Source organism: Actinomadura sp. NBRC 104412, assembly GCF_030269515.1.
GTDB lineage: Bacteria > Actinomycetota > Actinomycetes > Streptosporangiales > Streptosporangiaceae > Spirillospora.
On the sequence record NZ_BSTM01000010.1, the window covers coordinates 182,092 to 197,643 of the forward strand.

At 73.3% G+C, this 15,552-nt stretch carries 16 protein-coding genes; 9 read left to right on the forward strand and 7 right to left on the reverse strand.

Annotated elements, in window-relative coordinates; translation table 11 throughout:
- Positions 1-8: 8 nt before the first annotated feature.
- Together QSK21_RS15460 and QSK21_RS15465 are read left to right on the forward strand one after the other, a co-directional pair.
- Entirely contained in the window at positions 9-1,115 is a 1,107-nt protein-coding gene (locus QSK21_RS15460; protein ID WP_285696480.1) for a winged helix DNA-binding domain-containing protein, read from the forward strand.
- 95 nt (positions 1,116-1,210) lie between these two features.
- Positions 1,211-2,017 carry a mycofactocin-coupled SDR family oxidoreductase gene (locus QSK21_RS15465; protein ID WP_285696481.1) on the forward strand — a complete coding sequence of 269 codons (807 nt, stop codon included), beginning with the start codon at positions 1,211-1,213 and terminating at the stop codon, positions 2,015-2,017.
- Here the strand turns inward: QSK21_RS15465 and mftF are convergent.
- From mftF to mftA, 6 genes are read right to left on the reverse strand one after another with little or no spacing between them, the layout of a single operon-like run.
- Positions 2,007-3,482: a mycofactocin biosynthesis glycosyltransferase MftF gene (gene mftF, locus QSK21_RS15470; protein ID WP_285696483.1), complete on the reverse strand. Its 1,476-nt coding sequence runs from the start codon at positions 3,480-3,482 to the stop codon at positions 2,007-2,009. The two genes, QSK21_RS15465 and mftF, sit on opposite strands and share 11 nt — an antisense overlap.
- 31 nt (positions 3,483-3,513) lie before the next feature.
- Complete coding sequence (mftE, locus tag QSK21_RS15475; RefSeq protein ID WP_285696484.1) at positions 3,514-4,269, reverse strand: mycofactocin biosynthesis peptidyl-dipeptidase MftE; 756 nt, start codon at positions 4,267-4,269, stop codon at positions 3,514-3,516.
- Position 4,270: 1 nt separating this feature from the next.
- Positions 4,271-5,464, reverse strand: a complete 1,194-nt coding sequence (mftD, locus tag QSK21_RS15480; RefSeq protein WP_285696485.1) for a pre-mycofactocin synthase MftD — start codon at positions 5,462-5,464, stop codon at positions 4,271-4,273.
- A 27-nt stretch (positions 5,465-5,491) separates the two neighbouring features.
- Positions 5,492-6,736 carry a mycofactocin radical SAM maturase gene (gene mftC, locus QSK21_RS15485; protein WP_285696486.1) on the reverse strand — a complete coding sequence of 415 codons (1,245 nt, stop codon included), beginning with the start codon at positions 6,734-6,736 and terminating at the stop codon, positions 5,492-5,494.
- On the reverse strand, positions 6,733-7,020 hold the full coding sequence (gene mftB, locus QSK21_RS15490) for a mycofactocin biosynthesis chaperone MftB (RefSeq protein WP_285696487.1): 288 nt from the start codon (positions 7,018-7,020) through the stop codon (positions 6,733-6,735). The genes mftC and mftB overlap by 4 nt, the downstream gene beginning before the upstream one ends.
- A gap of 7 nt (positions 7,021-7,027) precedes the next feature.
- Positions 7,028-7,159 (reverse strand): mycofactocin precursor MftA, encoded by a 132-nt coding sequence (gene mftA, locus QSK21_RS15495; RefSeq protein WP_285696489.1) that lies wholly within the window; start codon positions 7,157-7,159, stop codon positions 7,028-7,030.
- Between the two features lie 90 nt (positions 7,160-7,249).
- Between mftA and mftG the strand changes: the two genes are divergently transcribed.
- Positions 7,250-8,785: a mycofactocin dehydrogenase MftG gene (gene mftG / locus QSK21_RS15500; protein ID WP_285696490.1), complete on the forward strand. Its 1,536-nt coding sequence runs from the start codon at positions 7,250-7,252 to the stop codon at positions 8,783-8,785.
- Here mftG and mftR read toward each other — a convergent pair.
- Positions 8,782-9,408 carry a mycofactocin system transcriptional regulator MftR gene (gene mftR, locus QSK21_RS15505; protein WP_285696492.1) on the reverse strand — a complete coding sequence of 209 codons (627 nt, stop codon included), beginning with the start codon at positions 9,406-9,408 and terminating at the stop codon, positions 8,782-8,784. The two genes, mftG and mftR, sit on opposite strands and share 4 nt — an antisense overlap.
- 148 nt (positions 9,409-9,556) lie before the next feature.
- Between mftR and QSK21_RS15510 the strand changes: the two genes are divergently transcribed.
- The 6 genes from QSK21_RS15510 to QSK21_RS15535 all read left to right on the forward strand — a co-directional run bounded on the left by QSK21_RS15510 (position 9,557) and on the right by QSK21_RS15535 (position 15,419).
- Positions 9,557-10,330 (forward strand): FadR/GntR family transcriptional regulator, encoded by a 774-nt coding sequence (locus tag QSK21_RS15510; RefSeq protein ID WP_285696494.1) that lies wholly within the window; start codon positions 9,557-9,559, stop codon positions 10,328-10,330.
- A 63-nt stretch (positions 10,331-10,393) separates the two neighbouring features.
- On the forward strand, positions 10,394-11,263 hold the full coding sequence (locus QSK21_RS15515) for a transketolase (protein ID WP_285696495.1): 870 nt from the start codon (positions 10,394-10,396) through the stop codon (positions 11,261-11,263).
- Positions 11,256-12,272 (forward strand): transketolase family protein, encoded by a 1,017-nt coding sequence (locus QSK21_RS15520; RefSeq protein WP_285696496.1) that lies wholly within the window; start codon positions 11,256-11,258, stop codon positions 12,270-12,272. The genes QSK21_RS15515 and QSK21_RS15520 overlap by 8 nt, the downstream gene beginning before the upstream one ends.
- Positions 12,273-12,296: 24 nt before the next feature.
- The gene (locus QSK21_RS15525) at positions 12,297-13,976 is read left to right on the forward strand and encodes an amidohydrolase (RefSeq protein ID WP_285696497.1); all 1,680 of its coding nucleotides are present in this window, start codon (positions 12,297-12,299) and stop codon (positions 13,974-13,976) included.
- Between the two features lie 12 nt (positions 13,977-13,988).
- Positions 13,989-14,864 (forward strand): enoyl-CoA hydratase/isomerase family protein, encoded by an 876-nt coding sequence (locus QSK21_RS15530; protein WP_285696498.1) that lies wholly within the window; start codon positions 13,989-13,991, stop codon positions 14,862-14,864.
- A gap of 75 nt (positions 14,865-14,939) precedes the next feature.
- A complete protein-coding gene (locus QSK21_RS15535) occupies positions 14,940-15,419 on the forward strand; it encodes a PPOX class F420-dependent oxidoreductase (protein ID WP_285696499.1) in 480 nt (159 codons plus the stop codon).
- Positions 15,420-15,552: the final 133 nt, after the last annotated feature.

Here is a 15,552-nt window from a genome sequence, read left to right on the forward strand (position 1 = left end):
CACGTCGCGTGGATGAGGTTCTCAGCAGGTCGCGGCTCAACCGGGCGGCGCTGGCACGGCAGATGCTCCTGGCCCGTCAGGAGGTGACGGCGGCCGCGGCCGTGGAGCGGCTGCTGGTGATGCAGGCGCAGGAGGCCAGGCCCCCGTTCGTCGGTCTGTGGAGCCGTGTCGCGGGGTTCTCCGCCGACCTGCTGCGCCAGGCCCTGCACGGGCGTGAGGTCGTGCGCGCCACGCATGTGCGGGGCACGCTGCACCTGCTGAGCGCGGCCGACTACCTCGCCTTCCGGGCGCCGGTGCAGCCGGTGCTGACCGCCTCCGCCGCGTCGATCGCCAAGCGGCTCGGCGGGCCGCTGCCGGAGCAGGGCGAGCTGCTGGCCGCCGCGCGGGCGATCCTGGAGAAGGGCCCCGCGGATTTCGGGACGATCCGCGAGGGGCTGCGGGAGCGGTTCCCGCAGGTCAACGAGCGCGCGCTGGGTTACGCGGTGCGGATGCAACTGCCGCTCGTGATGGTGCCGACCGGCGACCCGTGGGCCTTCCCGGCGAACGCGGACTTCACGCTCGCGGAGCTGTGGCTGGGCGAGCCCATCGCGCCCGACGAGTCACCCGCTCCCCTGGTCCTGCGCTATCTGGCGTCCTATGGGCTGGCCGGCGTCGCCGACATGCAGACCTGGTCCGGGTTGAAGGGCCTGAAGCCGGTCTTCGAGGAGCTGCGCCCGCGGTTGCGGGTCTTCCGGGACGAGAACGGGAGGGAACTGTTCGACCTCCCGGACGCGCCGCGCCCGGAGGCGGAGGTCGCCGCGCCCGCCCGGTTCCTGCCCGAGTTCGACGGCCTGGTGCTGGCGTACGCGGACCGCGGCCGGATCGTGTCCGAGGAGCACCGGCCGCGCCTGGTGACCAAGAACCTGCGGGTCCCCGCCTCCTTCCTGTGGGACGGCTTCGTGCGCGGCACGTGGAAGGCCGCGATCAGGAAGACCTCGGCCACGCTCGTCCTGACGCCGTTCGAGCCGCTGCCCGGCGCGGCCCTGGCGGAGCTGGAGGAGGAGGGGCGCGGGCTCCTCGGGTTCCTGGCGCCCGGCGTGGCCACGACCGACGTCCGTGTCGACCCCGCCGGCTAGCCAAGATCCCTTTCCTCCCTTGTTTCTTTTGGCACCGAGTGCCATCCTGTTGTGGCTGATAAAGGCCGGCGTGGGGGAAGTCACGGAGGACAGCCATGGGACGCTTGACGGGCAAGGTCGCATTCATCACCGGCGCGGCGCGCGGGCAGGGCCGCGCGGAGGCCGTACGGCTGGCGGCCGAGGGCGCGGACATCATCGCCGTCGACCTCGCCGAGTCGGCCGGCCCGGACGTCCTCTACCCGCCGGCCACGCAGGCCGACCTGGACGAGACGGCCAGGCTGGTGAAGGAGCAGGGGCGGCGCGTCCTGGCGCGCAAGGCCGACGTCCGCGACCTGGGCGCGCTGGAGGCGGCCGTCCGCGACGGCGTCGCCGAGCTCGGGCGGCTGGACATCGTGGTGGCCAACGCGGGCATCGTCAACTACGGCCGCGCCTGGGAGATCACCGAACGCCAGTGGCAGGACGTGATCGACGTCAACCTCACCGGGGTGTGGAAGACGGTCAAGGCCACCGTGCCGACGCTGATCGAGCAGGGCGAGGGCGGATCGGTCATCATCACCAGCTCGGTGGCGGGCCTGAAGGGGCTGCCGCTGCTGGCCCACTACGCCAGTTCCAAGCACGGCGTGACCGGTCTGGCCAAGGTGCTGGCCAACGAGCTGGCCTCGTACGACATCCGGGTCAACAGCATCCACCCGCACGGCGTGCGGACGGGCATGACCGACACCTCGATGCAGGAGCTGCTGGACGTGGAGCCCGCCTACGGCCCCATCTACATGGCCGGCCTGCCGTACGAGATGGTCGAGCCGGAGGACATCGCCAACATGGTCGCCTTCCTGGCCTCCGACGAGGCCAAGTACATCACCGGCTCGCAGATGCGCGTCGACCTCGGGGCCCTCAACCGCTGAGCCCTCCGCCGCCGGGCCGCCTCAGGCGGCGCACCCACCGGTCCAGCCCGTCGGGGAGACGGACCTCGGGACGCAGGGGAGCGGCGGTACGCGCACGGGCCGCTGCCGCCGTCACCCCCGATCCGTACGCGGCGTCCTCCGCGAGCCGCAGCAGCGTGTACCGGACGGGATCGACATCCGGTCGTTCCCGCACCCACTCCAGGGCGATGGGCGCGAGCATGGCCAGCACGGCGCCGCGCGCCAACCGGCTGCGCCCGCAAGCGCCCATCGCGAGCAGTCCCAAAGGCCACCACTCGCGGCGCAGCGCATGCCCGATCGCCGCACCATCGGCCACGACGCCCTTGGCGACGACGGCCGCAGCCAGGCTCCAGCCGGTGGGCAGCGATGACAGCCTCCTGGCCAGCAGCGCCGAGGCGACACCCTGGCACACCGCGGCCGAACCGAAGTTCCCCCGCGCGAGCAGGCCGAGCACGGCGAGGTTCCACGCGGACGGACGCGCCGGTGCGAGCCGGCCGGGGTGGCGCAGCGCCAGATCGGCCGCGGACGTGCCGTACTCGTGGCGGCGGCGTGCCCACTCCACCGGGCGCAGCCGTGGCGTGTGGGCGACCTGGACGGCGGGCTCGTAGCGCACGTTCCAGCCGAGGTCGCCGAGCCGCCACACGAAGTCGACGTCCTCGCCCAGCCGCAGCGCCTCGTCGAAGGCGGCGGCCTCCTCCAGCGCCGCCACCCGCACGACCAGGGTCGCGGTGGGGACGAAACCGAGCCTGCCGCCCGGCCTGACCAGCGCGGGCCGCCGTCCCATGTCCAGGGCCGACCGCGCGGCCTCGTACCGTGCCAGCAGGCGCGGGTCGCCGGACCGGGGCACGATCCGCGGAGCGACGGCGCCGACGCGCGGGTCGTCGAAGTGCGGCATCAGCACGTCGAGCCAGCCGGCGGCGGGGCGGCAGTCGGAGTCCACGAACGCGACGAACGGGGTCCGCGCGAGCCGCGCCCCGGCGTTGCGCGCGGCGGCGGGACCGCGGTTGCGGTCCAGCCGCACCAGCCGGGCGCCGTGCGCGTCGGCGGTCTCGCGCAGCGGACCCGGGTCCGGCGAGCCGTCGTCCACGACGATCACCGGGACGTCCTTCAGGGCGGCCAGGGTCCGGTCCAGTTCGCCGGCCCGTCCGAAGGCGGGCACCACGACCGTCACGTCATGCGGCCCCGGCCGGGGCGCCGGCACCGGATGGGCCAGGCCGTGGTCGAGGAGCCGCCGGGCCAGGGCGCGTTCGACGGGCGACGCGACGGCCAGGCCGCCGGCGCCCGCGCGGCGCAGCGCCGCCAGGTGCGGCAGCGCGGCCTCGCCGAGGCGCACGACCTTCCACGGCGAGCCGCCGGTGATCACCCGTCCGCCCGACCACGGCGACGCGTACCGGTCCAGCGCCACCCGGAAGCCCACGGGAAGCACGGCCGGACGCCTCTCGCTCACCACGCCCGGAACCCTTTCACGGCTCCGCCCCTCATGGGGGCGGCCCAGGCGACGCCACACCCGGATCGATGAGGCGTCCGCTCTCCTCCACGCGCCCGCCGCCGATCCGCGCGGCGACCGTCGACGCCATGGCGGCCACGATCGCGCGTCCCCGCTCGGCCGAGGACCCGGCCGGGTCGCCCAGGACACCCGACGGCGACACCGCGCGCACGCCCTTGGCCACGAGGTCGGGCATGATCTCCGCCAGCGGGCGGGTGTCCCCCTCGACCTCGCCGAACGGCTGTACGAGGTGGGGCGCCAGGTACAGCATCACGGAGGTCTCGGTCACGCCCGCGTGCGCGTCGCCTCCCGGGGCCTCACAGCCGATCCACGCGGCCTCGTGCCCTTCGGCGCGCAGCCGGCCCACCGCGGCGTCGAGCGTGCGGACGTTGCCGCCGTGCCCGTTGACCAGGACGACCCGCCCCGCCCACAGTGCCAGCGAGCGGACGGTCTCCACGATCACCGCGTACAGCGCGGCGTGCCCGATCGAGATCGTCCCGGGGAAGCCGGCGTGCTCGCCGCTGGCCCCGTACGGCATCGCCGGGGCGACGAGCACCTGCCCGGCGGTGCGTCCGCGCAGGATCCCGGCGGCGCGCTCGGCGACGGCCTGGGCGATCACGGTGTCGGTGGACAGGGGCAGGTGCGGCCCGTGCTGCTCGGTCGAGCCGACTGGCAGCAGGACCAGCGGGTCCGCCAGGACGTCCGGCCAGGCGGCTCCCGCCAGGTCGTGCTCCCCGAGGCTCGGCATGTCAGCCGGCGGACCCGGTCCCGTCCCCGAGCGTCACGCGGAAGCCGGGCGGGATGTGCAGGTCCGCCGGGGACAGGTCGTGGACGCTGGAGTGGCCGAGGCCGAGCACGGCGGAGTCGAGGCCGCCGCGCATGATGTCCAGCACGTTCTCCACCCCGGCCTGCCCGTTGGCGGCCAGGCCCCACAGGTAGGCGCGGCCGATGAGCACGGCCCGTGCGCCCAGGGCGAGCGCCTTGGCCACGTCGCCGCCGCGCCGCACCCCGCCGTCCAGCAGCACCTCGATCTGGTCGCCGACCGCCTCGGCGATGGACGGCAGCAGCCGGATCGTGGCGGGCGTGGTGTCGAGGTTGTTGCCGCCGTGGTTGGAGACCGACAGGGCGGTGACCCCCGCGTCGACGGCCCTCTTGGCGTCGTCCACCCTCGTGACGCCCTTGAGCAGGAAGGGTCCTCCCCATTCCTTGCGGAGCCAGGCCACGTCCTCCCAGGTGGGAGGCGGTGTCTGCATCCACTCGCCGTAGGCGCCGAAGAAGGTGGGCGCCTCGCCGCCGGGCGGCGTGAGGTTGGGCGTGGTGAGGTCGGGGATGCGGCCGGTCCTGGCGAACCGCCACAGCCAGCCCGGGTGGGGCAGGACGCCGGGCGCCATTTTCACCGCGGTCTTGAGGTCGATCCTCTCGGGGATCATCGGGCTGCCCCAGTCGCGGCCGTTGGAGAACGACCAGTCCAGGGTGGCGATGAGCGCCTTGGCGCCGGCCTTTCGCGCGCGCTCCATGCGGTGGAGCATCGTGTCGCGGTCCCCGCTCCAGTACATCTGGAAGAAGACGTTGGGGTTGGCGGCGGCGACCTCTTCGATGGGCTTGCTGGCGAACGAGCTCAGCCCCATGATCACGCCCCGGTTGGCCGCGGCGCGCGCCACGGCGACCTCACCCTCCGGGTGGACGGCCTGCACGCCGGTGGGGGAGATGACCACGGGCAGGGCCGTCTCGACGCCCATCACGGTGGTGGACAGGTCCCGGTGCGCCTTGTGGCCCGCGACCTTGGGCGCGAAGCCGAGCTCGGCGAACGCCCCGGTGTTGTCGGCGATGGTCCGGCCGCGCTCCGACCCGGCGAGCAGCGCCCCGTACACCATCCACGGCAGCCGTTTCTTGGCCCGCCGCTGCGCCTCGGCGACGGTCTCGAACCAGGGGTTCCTGAACATCTCTGCTGTCTCTTCTCGATCCGGTCGTTACGGGACGCGCAGGCCGGCCAGCGGATCCTCGGCGCACTCGCTCACCGGTGGCCGTTCCGGTCCGGGACGGCGGGTGAGGAGCCGGACGGGCACCGGGCCGCGCCGTGCGGGCGCGGTGCGGTGGGAGTGGTCGGCCGAGGGCTTGGGGATGCCGGCCCGGTCCGCGGGCCGCTTGGCCAGCAGCGCCTCGCCGTGGCCCTGGACGCATTCGGGGTCCGGGCCGTCCAGCGGCAGTCCGGTGAAGAACTTCGCGGCCATGCAGCCGCCCTTGCAACTGTCGTAGAACCCGCAGGACGTGCACGCGCCACCGTGCTGCGGCTCACGCAGCCTGCGGAACAGCTCCGACTCGCGCCACACCCCGGCGAACCCGCCGGAGTCCCGGACGTTCCCGGCGAGGAATTCCTCGTGGATGGCGAAGGGGCAGGCGTACACGTCGCCGATCGGGTCGATGAGGCACACCACCCGCCCGGCGCCGCACAGGTTGAGGCCGGGCAGCGACTTCCCGTAGGCCGACAGGTGGAAGAAGGAGTCGCCGGTCAGCACGCTGTCGCCGTGCGCGACCAGCCAGTCGTACAGCTCGCGCTGCTGCCCGCTGGTGGGGTGCAGCTCGTCCCAGACGTCCGCGCCTCGGCCGGACGGGCGCAGCCGGGTCAGGCGGAGCTGCGCGCCGTACTCGTCGGCGAGGGCCTTGAAGGCGTCCATCTGCGGGATGTTGTGGCGGGTGCACACGACCGAGAGCTTGAAGTTCCTCATCCCCGCGTCGCGGAGGTTGGCCATGGCCCGCAGGGCGGTGGCGTAGGAGCCGCGGCCGCGTAGCGCGTCGTTGACCTCGGCGGTGGCGCCGTCCAGCGAGATCTGGACGTCGACGTAGTCGTTGGCGGCCAGCCTCCGCGCCGCCTCCGGCGTGATCTTGACGCCGTTGGTGGAGAACTTCACGCCCACGTGGTGGGCGGTGGCGTAGTCCAGCAGCTCCCAGAAGTCGGGGCGGACGGTCGGCTCCCCGCCGCCGATGTTGACGTAGAAGACCTGCATGGCCTCCAGCTCGTCGATGACGGCCTTGGCCTCGGCGGTGCTCAGCTCGCGCGGGTCGCGCCGTCCCGAGCTGGACAGGCAGTGGTCGCAGGACAGGTTGCAGGCGTAGGTGAGCTCCCAGGTCAGGCAGATCGGCGAGTCGAGCCCGTACTCGAACAGGTCGACCAGCCGCGTCCCTGGCGCGGTGGCCCGCGGCGCGGTGACGGTCATGGGGTCCTTTCGACGATCATGGACGACCTGACCAGGGCGCCGAGCGCCGCGCCGAAGGCGTCCAGGTCGGACGCGGGGACGCCGGCCTCCGCGCAGGCGGCCCTGGCGGTGGGCGCGTCCCCCAGCGACCGCAGGACCTCCAGCAGCCGGCGGTCCTTCAGGAACGACAGCTTGCGGGTCCCGAAGTGGTAGAGGAGCGCGCCGAAGGGTTCGGGCCGCACCGAGACCTGCGGGTGCAGGTCCCAGGCGCGGTCGAGGTCGAACCCTGACATGACGGGAGCCACGGCCGGTCTAGTAGACGCCGCACATGCCGTCGATCGAGACTTCCTCGACAAGGGAGTCGGCGAGGGCGAGCTCTTCGGCCCGGGCGTCGTCGGCCGCCTGGTCCCTGGTGTCGGGGGCGGTGCCGGTTGCGGTGTCCATATGGCCTCCTCCTTGATCGGCCGGCCTGGTAGGCGGGTTAACCGGATACTAAGTGCATCGAGTGTCAAAAGGAAGGGGCGGTCCGGGACGATGCCTGATCGGCGCCCTGACGTCCTGGTGGTGGGCGCGGGCGGCAGCGGCGCGGCCCTGGCCGCCCGGCTCAGCGAGGACCCCCGCCGCCGGGTCCTGCTGCTGGAGGCGGGACCGGCGCCGCGCGACCCGTCCGGGTTCCCCGCCGGGCTCCTGGACGCCCGCCTGGTCCCCGGGGCGCAGCCGGGACACGCGGGTGTGCGGGCCTTCCCGGCCCATCTGATGCCGGGCAGGCCGTACGCGGCCGTCCGGGGGCGCATCCTGGGCGGCTCGACCACGGTCAACGGCGGCTATTTCATCCGGGCCCGGCGCGCGGACTTCGCCCGCTGGGCCGCGGCGGCGGGCGACCCCCTCTGGTCGTACGAGAAGGCGCTGCCCTTCATGCGCGCTCTGGAGACCGACCTCGACCATGGGGCGTCCGCGCTGCACGGTGACAGCGGGCCGGTTCCGGTACGGCGCGTCGGCCTCGGCCATCCCGCCGCCGCCGCGTTCGCGGCCGCCGCACGCGAACTGGGCCATCCGCCGGAGCCGGACAAGAACGCACAGGAGCCGCCCGGTTTCGGGCCGGTGCCGTCCAACACGGTGGACGGCCGCCGCGTCAACACCGGGATCGCCTACCTGCTCGGCGAGGCGGCCACTCGTCCCAACCTCACCGTGGTGGGCGACCGCCCGGTGCGGTCGGTGGTCGTGCGCGGCGGCCGGGCGGTGGGCGTCGTCGCCGGAGGCGAGGGGCGCTGGACGGTGGTGGAGGCGGGGGAGACCGTGCTGTGCGCGGGCTCCCTGGTCACCCCGCGCCTGCTGCATCTCTCGGGAATCGGCCCGCCCGCGGACCTCGAACGCGCCGGGGTCCCCGTCGTCCACGGCCTGCCCGCGGTGGGCGCCGCGCTCAGCGACCACCCGCAGATCGTTCTGGAGTGGACGCCGCGGCGGCGGATGGACGCGCCTCGCGGCTCATGGCTCGGCGGCGTCCTTCACCTGGCAGGGGACGTGGAGATCCTCCAGTCCCTCGTCCCGGTCTCCGGGCTGGTCGACGGGACGACGGCCGTTCCCGGCGCCCCCATGGCCTTCCTTGTCTCGGTGCAGACGCCCCGCAGGACGGGCGGGTTGCGCACCGTGTCGGCCGACCCCGAAGCGCCGCCGCGCATCGACTACGGCTACCTGGGAACCGAGGCCGACCGGCGCCGGATGCGGGAAGCGGTGCGGGCGGCGGTGGCCGTGGTGGACTCGGCGGCCTTCGGCGAGGTCTCCCAAGGGCCGGTGGGGCCCGTCCGCAGGACGCTGGACGACGATCGCCTGCTCGATCTGTGGATCCGTGCGCACCTCGGCACGTCACAGCACACCTGCGGCACCGTCCCGATGGGCCCGGCGGGCGACCCGTCCGCGGCCGTCGACGCCTGGGGGCGGGTCCACGGCCTCACCGGGCTCCGCGTCGCCGACACCTCGATCCTTCCGGTGGCGCCGGTACGAGGACCCGCGTGCACGGCCGTTCTCATCGGGGAGCTCATCGCCCACGCCATCGATCGCGGCCTGGGCTAACCCTTCTCCAGGACGGCCGTCAGCCCGCTCGCCACCTGCCGGATCGCCTCGTCCAGCAGGCCCGACAGGGCCGTCTCGTCCTCTCCCGCCAGCCACACCTGGTACGCGGTGAGCGCCCCGGCGAGCACGACGTTCCCGGCGAGCTGGGGCTCCATCGCCGACTCCGGCAGCCCGGTGCGCGCGGCCACGAACTCGATGATCACCCTCCGCCACGACTCGTACCGCAGCGTCGCGTCCGCCTGAAGGGTCGGCACCCCGAGGATGAGCTGCATGCGCTGCCGGTGCCAGGGCACGTCCCTGGGGTCGAACCGGTTGAACTCCACCACGGCCTCGCGCACCACGTCCATGATCGGCCGGTGCGGGTCGGCCTCCTCCAGCAGGCGGCGCAGCCTGCGCAACTGCTCCTCGAAGTCCCCCCACACCAGGTCGTTCTTCGACGAGAAGTAACGGAAGAACGTCCGCCGCCCGATCCCCACGGCCGCCGCGATCTCGTCCACGGTGGTCTCGTCGAACCCCTTGGCGGCGAACAGCTCGAAGGCGAGCCGCTCCATGGTGGCTCGCGAGGTCACCCGGGGCCTGCCCATCACCTGCTGGGCGCCGGTCCTGCCACGTGGTGAATTCACGTACACCAGGGTTCCACGGCCCACCTCGTCCCCACGACACTCTTGCGTCCACGGCCGGGGTGTTGTCGCCGTGCCGAGCACGCACCGGTGACCCAGTGGGCGGTCAGGTGGCATGGCCACTTGGCCGGAGGTGAGATATAAGTGGGCCGTGGCCGAGACATCCCGGCGGCGGCCCGATCCCGTCAGCCTGCCCGGCATCACGCCGCTGACCACGACCCGGCTGGCCGACGACCTGGCCGAGCGGATCAGAAGCCTCATCCTCAGCGAGGACATCGCCGAGGGCGCCCGGCTGCCGCCCGAACGGGAGCTGGCCGAGCGCTTCGGCGCCAGCCGTCCCACCGTCAGCCAGGCGCTGCGCGCCCTGTCGCTGATGGGGCTCGTCGAGATCCGCCGCGGCTCGGGCGCGTACGTGATCCGGCGGCCGGAGACGATGGTCACCACGTCGGTCAACCTGATGCTCGACTTCGACCGCGACTCGGTCGGCCGGCTCCTGCAACTGCGCCTGTGGCTGGAGACGCTGGGCGTCCAGGAGGCCGCGGCGAGGACACCCGAACTGGACGAGGAAGAGGCCGCCGCCGTCCGGCGGTCCCTCGACCGGCTCGGGGACGGCACGCGCAGCGTCTCCGAGTGGATCGCGGCCGACACCGTCTTCCACGCGACGGTCGTGCGCGCCGCGGGCAACCCCTACCTGGCGGCCATGTACGAAAGCATCCACACCGCCGTGCTGTCCTACGAGTACAAGGACTGGGTCGACACCGAGGCGGTGCCGGACTGGCTGGCGCGGTCGGATCCGCGGCAGCACCTCGCCCTGCACGAGCCGATCGCGACCGCCGTGCTCGCGCGGGACCCCGAGGCCGCCAAGCGCGCCGTCGACCGCCACCATGAGGCGATGCTCCGGCACATCGCCTCCCTGCGGCCTTGACACCCTCCCGGAGGCGTTGTCCAATCCGGCTAGGCCACTTTGCCACTTCGAGGGAGCGGGACGATGACCGCGTCTCTTCGCGTCTCCGACCCGGAGGCGGCCTGGACGGTGGACGACCCGCGCGAGCTCGCCCTCCGCATCCGGCTCCGGGCGGTACGGATGGTGGCGCCGCACGGCTTCGGCTACCTCGGCCAGGCGCTCTCGTCCGCCGAGCAGGTCGCCGCGCTGTTCTCCCACGCACGTCCCGGCCTCGACCGCCTGGTGTGCTCGCCGGGCCATTACGTGATCGGGCCGTTCGCCGCTGCGGCGGAGCTGGGCCTGCTGGACGAGGAGACCGCTGCCTCCTACGGGCAGGACGGCTCCCCGCTGGAGGCGATCGGCACGGAACGGTCGCCCGTCTTCGACCACACCTGCGGTTCCCTCGGACAGGGGCTGTCCGCGGCGGTCGGCTTCGCGCTGTCGGACCGCCTGCGCCGATCCGGCTCCCGGAACGGAGCGCCCGAGGAGCACGCCCGGACGTACGCGATGGTCAGCGACGGCGAGCTGGAGGAGGGGCAGGTCTGGGAGGCCGCGATGTTCGCCGCCCACCACCGCCTCGACCGCCTCACCGTGCTGGTGGACGCCAACGACTCGCAGGTGGACGGGCCGGTCAGCGGCATCACCACGCTGGAGCCGATCGCGGGCAAGTGGTCGGCCTTCGGCTGGCACGCCCAGGACCTCGACGGCCACGACGTGGACGCGGTACGGGCGGCGCTGGAGGCCGCGTCCGCCGAGACCGGCCGGCCCAGCGTCCTGATCTGCCGGACGTCCACCCTGCACGGCCTCGACTGCCTTCCCCGTGACGCCGACGGCCACTTCATCAAGCTGCCCCCCGAGCTCGCCGCGGCCGCCGTCGCCGAGCTCACGTCCCGGCTGGAGCCGACCCGTGAGTGAACGCGTGCGCGAACCGCCGTACCGGACCGAGCTCAAGCCCTACGGGCGGGCGCTGCTCGACCTGGCCCGCCGCCGCGACGACATCCTGTGCCTGAGCGGCGACCTGACCCGGCAATGCGAGGTCGATCTGTTCCAGGCCGAGCTGCCCGGACGCTTCATCCACGCCGGGATGGCCGAGGCCAACATGATGGGCATGGCCGCCGCCCTGGCGCGTTCAGGCCACACCCCGTTCGTCCACACCTTCGGCGTCTTCGCGACCCGCCGTCCCTACGACCAGATCGCCAACGCCATCGCCTATCCCAACCTCCCGGTGCGCATCGTCGGCTTCATGCCGGGGGTGTCGACGCCGGGCGGGCCGAGCCACCAGGCGATCGACGACCTCGCGCTGATGCGCGGGCTGCCGAACCTGACCGTCGTCGATGTCGCCGACGCCGTGGAGGCCGCCCAGGTCCCGGAGGCCGTCGTGGACGTGCCGGGACCCGTGTACGTACGGCTCAAGCGCGGCGAGATCCCGGTGATCTTCGACGCGGGGCACCGGCTGACCCTCGACCGGGCGCGGATCCTCGTGCCCGGCGACGACGTGGTCATCTACGCCTGCGGCATGATGGTCGCCACCGCGCTGGCCGCCGCCTCCGCGCTCGCCCGGCACGGCGTGTCCGCGGGCGTCGTCGCCGTCCCCGTCGTCAAGCCGCTGGACACCCGTACCGTCCTCGCGGCGGCGGCCGGGGCGCGCGCCCTGGTCACGGCGGAGAACCACTCGATCGTCGGCGGCCTCGGCTCCGCCGTCGCGGAGGCCGTCGCCGAGGCGGGGCTCGGACGCCCGCTGCGCCGCGTCGGGCTGCGCGACACCTTCGCCGAGGGCGCGCGGACCGCCGCCTACCTGTTCGACCGCTACGGCCTGTCCACCCAGGCGCTCGTCGACGAGGCATGGTCCGCCGCGGGCCGCACGGACGCGCCCCCGACCGCACCGGTGCCCGCCCCCGACGAGGGCGAGTACGCACCCGTCTGATCCCCCTCGCGGAGGAGGTCGTCCATGGCCCCTGATCTCATCCTCACCGGCGCGAAGATCTGGACCGGGCTCGGCTGCCCCGTCGGCGACGGCCACCCCACGTCCATCGCCGTCACGGGCGGGCGGATCACCGACATCGGCCCGGAGAGCCGCACGACGGCCACGGCGGGCGACACGACCACCGTCATCGACGTCGGGGGACGGCGGGTCGTGCCGGGGCTGGTCGACTCGCACCTCCACGCCGTCCGCGCCGGCTGGAGCTACCTGGACGAGCTCGACTGGACGGAGGTCCGCTCGATCGGCGAGGCCCTGGACACGGTGCGGCGCGCGGCCTCCGAGCGCGAGCCCGGGATGTGGATCACCGTGCTGGGCGGCTGGCATCCCGCGCAGCTCGCCGAGAGGCGCATGCCGACCAAGGAGGAACTGGACGCCGCCGCGCCCCGCCACCCCGTCTTCGTCCATCCCCTGTACGGGCACGACGACCACGGCGTGCTGAACGCCGAGGCGCTGAACACCCTGGGCTGGACCGGCCGCTGCGCGGACCCCGACGGCGGGGTCCTCCATCGCTCGGACGACGGCACCCCGGACGGCAGGCTCGCCGGCCTGGGCGCCTACCAGCACATCAACCGCGTCGCCCTCACGCCCGGCCCGGAACGGTCCGAGGCGTCGACGCGGGCGTTCTTCTCCCGCCTCGCCGCGCTCGGGCTCACCGGCGTCATCGACGCCGGGGGACTGGGCATGGGCCCGGACAGGTACCGCCCGATCCGCGCGGTCTGGCGCGCCGGCGACCTGCCCATCCGCGTCCGCCTCAACCTCGGCGCGCTCACGCCCGGGTCGGAGGCCGAGGAGATCGCCGCCTGGCAGTCCTTCCTCGACCCGGCGGTGGGCGACGACCTGCTGTCCGTCCTCGGCGTCGGCGAGGTCATGCACTTCGGCTGCCATGACTGGGAGGGCATGGTCCCGTTCGAGATCACCGACGAGGCGTACGAGGAGTTCGCCGCCATGGCCCTCCGGGCGGCGCGGCGCGGCTGGCCCATGACCGTGCACGCCATCCTGGACAGCTCGATCGGCCGGATCCTGGACGCGATCGAACGGGTGGACGCCGAGACCCCGGTCCGCGATCTGCGCTGGTCGCTGTGCCACGCCGAATGCATCGGGCAGAAGGACCTGGCGCGCGTCCGGGACCTCGGGCTCGCGCTGGCGTTGCAGGGCCGGCTCGTCCACAAGGCCCGGGTGTGCGCGGACCGGTGGGGCGAGGAGGCCGTCCGCAACGGGCCGCCGCTGGGCGACATCGCCGACCTCGGCATCCCGTTCGGCGCCGGCACCGATGGGACCCGCAGCGCCTCGTACAACCCGTGGCGGTCCCTGCGGTGGTTCGTCACCGGGCGTCCCCAGGACGGCGGTCCCGCCCGGGCCGAACGGCACCGCCTCGGCCGCGAGGCCGCGCTGGACGCCTACACCAGGGGGAGCGCCTGGCTGTCCTTCGAGGAGGACCGGCGCGGGGTCCTCGCCCCGGGGGCGTGCGCGGACCTCGCGGTCCTGTCGGCGGACTACTTCACCGTCGCCGACGACGACCTCCCGGCGATCACCTCCGACCTGACCGTCGTGGACGGCCGCGTCGTCCACGCCGCCGGCGACCTGGGCGACGTGCCCGTCCAGCGGCACGACCCGCGCCCGGGACCCCGGCGCCGCACCGACCAGTGAAGGGACCGGCCGATGTCACTCCAGTCCTTCGTCGACCCGCCCAGGTTCGAGGAGTACAGCGAGCGCTTCAAGGAGTTCTTCCGCATGGAGCGCGACGAGGACGGCGTCCTGCTGGTCGAGGCCCACACCCTCGGCGGGCCCGTCCAGCTCAGCGTCCAGAACCACCGCGCGCTCGGCCAGATGCTCAAGACGGTCGGGGCCGACCCGGACAACGAGATCCTCATCCTCACCGGCACCGGCGAGGAGTTCATGATGGGCTCGGACCCCGAGGGCTTCGCCCTGGAGGACGCCGACCTGGAGTACTGGGCGTACGAGTACGCCTACAAGGACGGCCGGATCAACGTCTCCGCGCTCGTCAACGACCTGGAGATCCCGACCATCGGCCTGATGAACGGCCCCGGCTTCCACTCCGAGATCGTGCTGATGTGCGACCTCACGCTCGCCGCCGAGGGCGCCACGATCTTCGACCTGCACTACGACATCGGCTCGGTGCCCGCGGACGGGATCCACAACGCCTTCCAGGAGCTGCTCGGGGTCAAGCGCGCCGCCTACGCCCTGCTCACCGGCGAGGCCATCACGGCGGAGAAGGCCCTGGAATGGGGCATGGTCAACGAGGTCGTCCCGCGCGACCGGCTGGTCCCGCGCGCCCGCGAGATCGCGGCCCACATCCTGACGCAGCCGCGCACCGTCCGCCGCCTCACCACGCAGATCGTCCGGCGTCCCTGGAAGCAGCGCGTCGTCGACGACCTCGACGGTGGCTTCGGCATCCAGATGTTCGGCCATCTCGCGAAGAAGAGGTCCGTCCACGGCGAGGCGCACATCAGGTCGACGGTCGAGTACGTCCGCGAGGGCCGCAGGAACAACTTCGATCCCGATCCGGAGCGATGATCCCTTGCCCGGCCGATCGGCCCCCGCTACCGTCGAACTAGATTCGGGTTTCAATTCCCACGGACGGGGACGAGCGTGGCAGCGAACCGGCGGGCCGCCGGGGTCAACCAGCGGGCCCAGATCAGGATGACCGACGCCGAGGTCGAGGAGTTCCTCGCCGGGCGGCACACCATGTCGGTCGCGACCATCGGCCCCGACGGGTCGATCCATCTGGTCGCGATGTGGTACGGGTTCCTGGACGGCTGTGTCGCCTTCGAGACCAAGGCCAAGTCGCAGAAGGTCGTCAACCTCCGCCGCGATCCGCGGATGACCGTGCTGGTCGAGGACGGCGACTCCTACGAGCGGCTGCGCGGTGTCGAGCTGGTGGGCAGGGCCGAGATCATCGAGGACCCCGACCGGCTGTGGGAGGTCGGGGTGAGCGTGTTCAGCCGCTACCAGGGCCCCTACACCGAGGAGATGCGCCCGTTCGTGGAGGCGATGATCCGCAAACGCGTCGCGGTCAAGCTGCACGTGGAACGCACGGTCTCCTGGGACCACCGCAAGCTCGGCCTGTGATCTCCCACGGAGGGGCGATCACTTATTGACCTGATCAATATGCGAATTTAGGGTCATTCCGGGGTCGGCGGCGTTACGGCCGGTGCCGGGTGGAGTGCGCCGGGGGCGCCCCGGTCCTTGGCGCGGAGGTGGC